This window comes from Citrobacter sp. S55_ASV_140 (assembly GCF_018919505.1).
Lineage (GTDB): Bacteria > Pseudomonadota > Gammaproteobacteria > Enterobacterales > Enterobacteriaceae > Citrobacter > Citrobacter werkmanii.
On the sequence record NZ_JAHLQZ010000217.1, the window covers coordinates 1 to 6,020 of the forward strand.

At 54.7% G+C, this 6,020-nt stretch carries 3 protein-coding genes and 1 pseudogene; all 4 read right to left on the minus strand.

Annotated features, from left to right (window positions below):
* Nucleotides 1-3,577: chromosome partition protein MukB (mukB, locus tag KQJ18_RS20650; protein ID WP_216422622.1), on the minus strand; the 3,577-nt coding region annotated here is incomplete at its 3' end.
* Nucleotides 3,577-4,281 carry a chromosome partition protein MukE gene (gene mukE, locus KQJ18_RS20655; protein ID WP_038639343.1) on the minus strand — a complete coding sequence of 235 codons (705 nt, stop codon included), beginning with the start codon at nt 4,279-4,281 and terminating at the stop codon, nt 3,577-3,579. The genes mukB and mukE, both read right to left, overlap by 1 nt.
* Entirely contained in the window at nt 4,262-5,584 is a 1,323-nt protein-coding gene (gene mukF, locus KQJ18_RS20660; protein WP_038639340.1) for a chromosome partition protein MukF, read from the minus strand. The genes mukE and mukF overlap by 20 nt, the downstream gene beginning before the upstream one ends.
* Nucleotides 5,577-6,020 (minus strand): annotated as a pseudogene (locus tag KQJ18_RS20665) (tRNA uridine 5-oxyacetic acid(34) methyltransferase CmoM); the annotation flags it as partial. The gene mukF and the pseudogene KQJ18_RS20665, both read right to left, overlap by 8 nt.

Here is a 6,020-nt window from a genome sequence, read left to right on the forward strand (position 1 = left end):
GCTGATAAACCGCGACAAAGAACTGAATTTTACGCTCCGGGCGCTTCGGATCTTCAGACATGCGCAACACATCACGCAGGTGTTCGTTATCCGCCACCGCCAGACGCAGCGCACCGAGCGCCTTATCCGACATCGAACGCAGTTCATCACCAGAAAGATATGCCAGCTCGCGACGGTGCAGACGGCGTTCAACACCGTTGTCTTTCACCATGCGCATCACGGCACACCAGCCGGCTTTCGCCATGACTACCTGTTCGCGCATCTCAAAATAATCGCGTTCCAGTTTGCGCAGTTTGCGGGTCAGGTTGTCCATCTCCGCTTCGCAGAAGGTCAGCGCTTTTTCCAGCTGGTTACGGCGCGCACGGTTGTTACTGAGCTGCGCGTGCAGTTCATCCCGACGAATACGGGCACGCTCTTCCGCACCGCTGTCAGCACGAACGCCGATATCCTGCAGTTCACGTTGTAAGTCGTTGAGCAGTTCTTTTTTAGTGTCATAGGAGCTTTTCAGCGACGCCATGACCTGGTTGTACTGGCTTAACTGCGCGGCGTGGCTGCGCAGCGCTTCACGAGCTCGGGTACGTTCAGCTTCCGCCTGTTCCAGGCGTTGGCGCAGTTTTTCGTTCAGATCGCTGTTGCCGCTCAGCATTTCGGCTGAATCGGAATAGCTAAAGTGCGCCCGACGTTGTACGACCTCTGTCAGCGCAAACGCCTGCTGACGCGCATCACGCTGCATCTGCTGGGAATAGGCGTAATCTTCCTTCAGTTGTTCAAACTGCTCAGGGTCATTTTGCAGAACCGAAACCATCGGTTCCAGTTTGGCTAACTGATTGCCGTGCTGCTGCACAAAACGCGCCGCTTCCTGAGCTTCATCCAGACGCTCACGAATTTCGTCCACGCGATCGGCAAGCGTTTCATCGGCCAGCAGATTTAAACGCGGCAGCAGGCGGTTCAGCGCAGAAACCCCCTCTTTCGCCTGTTCAAACTGCATACGGCTTTGCTGGTTATCATTTTCATGATTGGTCAGCGCACGCTCCAGCTCAACGCGGCGGCTGTTCAACTGACGAATCTCCGCTTCTGGATCGGCTTCAAACGCCACCGACAAATGGCTGCCGATAAAGCGGCTGAACGCCTGATGCAGACGCTGGGTTTTCTGGACGTCAAAAGAGAGCGTGGCGAAACGTTCAGACAGCCCTTCACGCTCGGCATGCAGGGTTTCGATACGGCTTTCGCGCGCGGCGCGGCCAAAAATCGGCACCGTCGGGAAGCGGGAATAACGCCACTGACGTTCGGCGGTTTTCACCACCACCGCTTTTTCCAGCTCATCAACGCTGAAAACGCTGTCATCAAACGACTGCGGATCCCCTTCGATAAAATAGAGATCTTCCGGACAATCCGTCAGTCCTTCAAGCTGTTCGGTAATCAGCGACAGATCCGGCACCACGATAGCATGGCGCGACGGACCGTACAGTGCGGAGAAGTACGGCGCATCTTCAAGGCTAACGTCGTCATAAATTTCAGACAGCAGCACGCCGCCGAAGCGTTCCGCCAGCGCGTTCAGACGCTGATCTTCCGCCCCGCCCGGCTGACTTAAACGTTCAATTTCTTCATCAACCGCGTTTTTGCGCGCGCCAACTTCATCGCGCTCAACAATGGCTTCACGCTCGCGCTCCAGCAATTGCTGCAAATACTCGGTCACGTCCTGGCTGGAGGTAAACTCTTCGCCGCACTGTTCGCTAAGTTGATTCAGGCTATTTTGCGCGGCCAGCCAGACCGGCGCGCGTTTCATCAAATGCTGGATACGCGACTGCAGTTGTTCCTGTTCCTGACGCAGCGTCATTCGCTGTTCGCTGGCTGACGATACGCTGTCCGACAAGGCGGCGATGCGCGCTTCCAGCTCCTGATGCAGCGCTTCCAGTTCATCGATATCGAACTGTTTACCCTGGCGTTTGCAGAATTCAGCCAACAGCCGCTCGGCGTCCTGCTGCTCGCGCAGACGCTGCTCCAGTTCGCTAAGACGCATACGCAACGGCTGAACCTGTTCCGCCAGGTGACGCTGCTCAACGCCTTCCCGCAGAAGTTCACGCGCCACGCTCCAGGCCTCACCACGCGCCAGTGGGCCGTTGATCGCCGCCACCAGCTGATAAGCCTGTTCAAACTGGCTGTGCGCGGTTTGCGCCACGCTCATTTTTTGTTCCAGCGTCAACAGTTTTTCTGTGGCTTCCTGCTCTTTGGCCTGGAAGGTTTCCAGCCATTCGGCAGCGCTGTCGGCTGTCAGATCCGGTAAGTGGCACAACTCTTTGGCCCGGCTTAACGCCTGAATCGCCTGGGTATACTGGATAGCTCGCGTTTGCTGGACATCCAGCGCCTGCTGATAATCGGCAAGCTGACTTTTCAGCTCATCCACTTCCAGCTCAGCGGCTTCCGCGCGGGCTTCGTTTTCATCCTGGCGGTCAACGGCTTCCGCGACGACCTCATTTTGTTCTTCGAGACGGATCTGTAATTCCTCGAGATCCGCTTCATAGCGTTCAATTTTTTCCTGCTGACGCAGCGCGGTTTGCACCAGATTGAGGTGATCGCTCGCCGCCTGGTAATCAGCTTCCAGATCGCCTTCCGCGCCGTTGTGCTCGCCCAGTTCGCGCGCCATATCCACGTGCTTATACTGCTCAGCAGCCAACTGCTTGCGTGAGGTATGCAGTTCACGACGATATTCCAGCGCTTTATCCAGATGAATACGGCGCTCGTTGGCATGGCGCATATAATCCGCTGCCACGTAGTTGGTCGCTTCGCTGATCAAATGCTTAAACAGATCGCGGTCAGACTGGGTTACGCGAATCGCTTCCAGGGTCATGCGGTTTTCACGCAGCGCGGCTTCCATATCCTGGAACGCTTTGCGTACGCCGCTGTTTTCTGGCAGCAGGTAATCACGCAGCGAGCGAGTAATAGCGCTGGAGATACCGCCATACAGCGAGGCTTCAATCAGACGATAGAATTTACTACGATCGGACGCAGAGCGCAGACGACGGGCAATGATGCCCAGATCGAACATCAGCGAGTGATAATCCGTTATTGAGTTGAACTGCTTAAACTGCACGCCTTCCATCTCATCAAGCTTTTCTTTCAGCTCAGGGAGAGACAGGACGCGCGCCTGGCGTTCGTTCAGCGTTTCCGTAACCAACTGAGTGGGCTGCACCGACATCGGCAGCCCCTGAATGGCAAACGGCTTGATATCCACTTTACGATCGCGACCGGCAACCTGTTGCAGACGAACGCCGACAACCACGCGCTGATGGCGGGAGTTGAGGACGTCAAGCATTGAGTAACAGACCCCCGCCTTCAGCTTACCGTGCAGACCTTTGTCACGTGAACCGCTGGTCGCACCGGCTTCGGTGGTATTACGGAAATGCAGCAGGGTTAAATCCGGGATGAGCGCCGTAACAAATGCCGCCATGGTCGTGGATTTACCCGCACCGTTACCACCGGACAGCGTGGTGACCAGTTCATCCAGGTCGAACGTACGGGCAAAAAAGCCATTCCAGTTAATCAGCGTAAGTGAGCGAAATTTACCGCGTTCAATCATTATTCTTCTTCTCCACTGTCCGGCTGATTCTCTTCGGGCTCATCGTTGAGCTGCAGGCGGTTTTCGACTGGCATTGCTTCGCCATCACGAATTAAGCGACGCTGTGCTTCGCGCGGATCGTCACCGGTGCGTACGTCCGCGCCAAAGCGGAAGACCGATTCCGTAATACGGAATTTGCTGCTGTCGTGACCCAGAAACCACACCATGCCTAAGCGACGCAGACGGTTTAGCGAAGAACGTACCTTTTCCTGTAGCTTCTGACGGTCAACGTCCGAACCGGTTGAACGGTTGTTCACCAGCTTCAGCAGTTTCGCTTCATCCGCCAGCGTCAACAACTCGTCGTATAACTCTTGCTGGGTAAAAATCCCTTCATTCGCCAGGCGTTCCGGGCTGAGATAGAGATAGCAAAGAATTTTACCCACCATCATGTCCAGTTCGGACAGAACCGAACGCGGAATGAGCGTCGTTGAACGCGGACGAAGGTAGAAGAATCCTTCCGGCGCGCGGATCAGTTCCACGTTATAGCGGCTGTAAAATTCTTCAAAATATTCCTGAAAATCCATCAGGAAGGCATGATTATCCAGTTCATCCAGGCCGATATGTCGGCCCGAACGTAAGGCGCTATCCAGCGCCGGAAATAACGGATTCGCCAGCGCCTGCGCCAGCTTTACCGGCATCACTTGTTCAATATTTGTCAATGACATGCGCCTGTACCTTGGCTCCGTAATCATTAATCGGCTGCCATTTGGCTGGCAGTCCGGTGAAATCTGCTTGCGCTACGCCAAGACGTACCGCCTGATCGATAACAATACGCGCGACGTCGAAGTGACGCGCACGTGGATATTGCGCCAGATACTCGCGCACTACCAAACCGAGATCCAGTGGCGTTTGTCTGGATTTGTAGATAGCCAACTGTTCTTCGATGATCGCCGCCAGTTGCTCACGGATCTCGTTAAATTCTTCATATTCCAGATCTGTCGGAAGCTCACCGGTGACCTCTTCGTCACGCAGGACCATCTCTTCATCACGCATATCCAGCAGACGGTCGGCGTTGGCATAAGTCAGCGCCCATGGATCGTCAAAATAAGTCTGCACGGACTGGCGCAAACGCTGGGCAAAGACGCGGTTTTTATCCATATCAATCGCGGTACGGATAAACTTATGCACATGGCGATCGTAACCGATCCACAAATCAATAGACTGCTGGCCCCAACTGATAATACGGTCGAGCTTACTTTGTAAGTCAAACACCAGTCTGTCGACAAAATGCAAATCGTCATGCGCCATCGTGGCATCCTGGATTCGTAGCAGGTTTGCCTGTAGCTTATCCCCCGCCGCTTCCAACGTATCCTGCAGTTCGCGCAGCGTCCCGGAAGTTTCAGAAAGCAGCAGTTCACAGCTGGAAATCGCCGCCCGCCAGTCTTTGTTCAGCAACTGCGCGATATCGTCTTTCACCTGCTGCTGCTGTTCATCCATGATGCGCTGGGTGAGATCGATACTGTCGAAAATCTCCGCCACCGAATATTTCAATGGCGCGTAAACATTGCGATGCCAGTGGAACTCATCGCCGCCTTCCGCTGCCGCATCCGCCGCGCGCTTCAGTTCGCCTGCAACAATCGACAGTTGCATTGAAAGACGCAGCGTAGAGAATTCGCGCTGACGTATGTAGTAATCCGTGATGCCAATCCCGAGCGGCGTTAAACGATATATGGCATTGCCTTCCGCCTGCTCGCTGGTAAAGCGGTTCAGCAGACGTTGACGCACCATATCGTTAATCGCGTTGTTAGCACGTACGCCAATGGTTTCGCTGGTTTGCTCAAACGCATCACTCACATGGCGGAACGCATCCACCAGCTCACCTTCACTCATCTCGCCGTCAAGTCGCTCGCCGTTCAGAGTGGCGACCGCCAGCAGGAACGAAAGTCTGTCTACCGGCAGAGAGATGGAGAAGTCATTTTTTCTGGCCCAGGCAACCAGTTCGGGGACTGTCTGGGAAAATTCACTCATAGGTTATCCTTGCATCTGCGGCTCGGGCCGGACTTTTAATCGCGGTGACATGAATATAGCGCCCAAGGCTGATATACGGTTCCTGGCGGCAATAGCGCGTTTCTAACTCAAGTAACATTTCATAGTCGTCATGTTGTTTATGCTTATCCCGCAGATAGTCATGAAACACTCGGACGCCCGTTTTACTCGTTATCTGCCAACCGATCTGTTCCAGCCACTGGTAAACCTGCCCCGGATCGCGTGGGTAGTCCGGTGAAAGCGTACGCTTTTTACGTTTCGGCATCCCCACCTGCACATAGTCAAAGTTCCCTGCGACCATGTTATGCATCAACAGACCGTTAGCATTGTAGAACATTAACGACAGCGCGCCGCCGGGACGCAATACTGACCACAGCGTCTGCAACACGCTGACGGGATCCGTCACCCATTCCAGCAC

Coding starts and splice junctions, on each gene's coding strand:
- mukE (WP_038639343.1), bottom strand. CDS start 4,281: ATGTCATTGACAAATATTGAACAAGTGATGCCGGTAAAGCTGGCGCAG.
- mukF (WP_038639340.1), bottom strand. CDS start 5,584: ATGAGTGAATTTTCCCAGACAGTCCCCGAACTGGTTGCCTGGGCCAGA.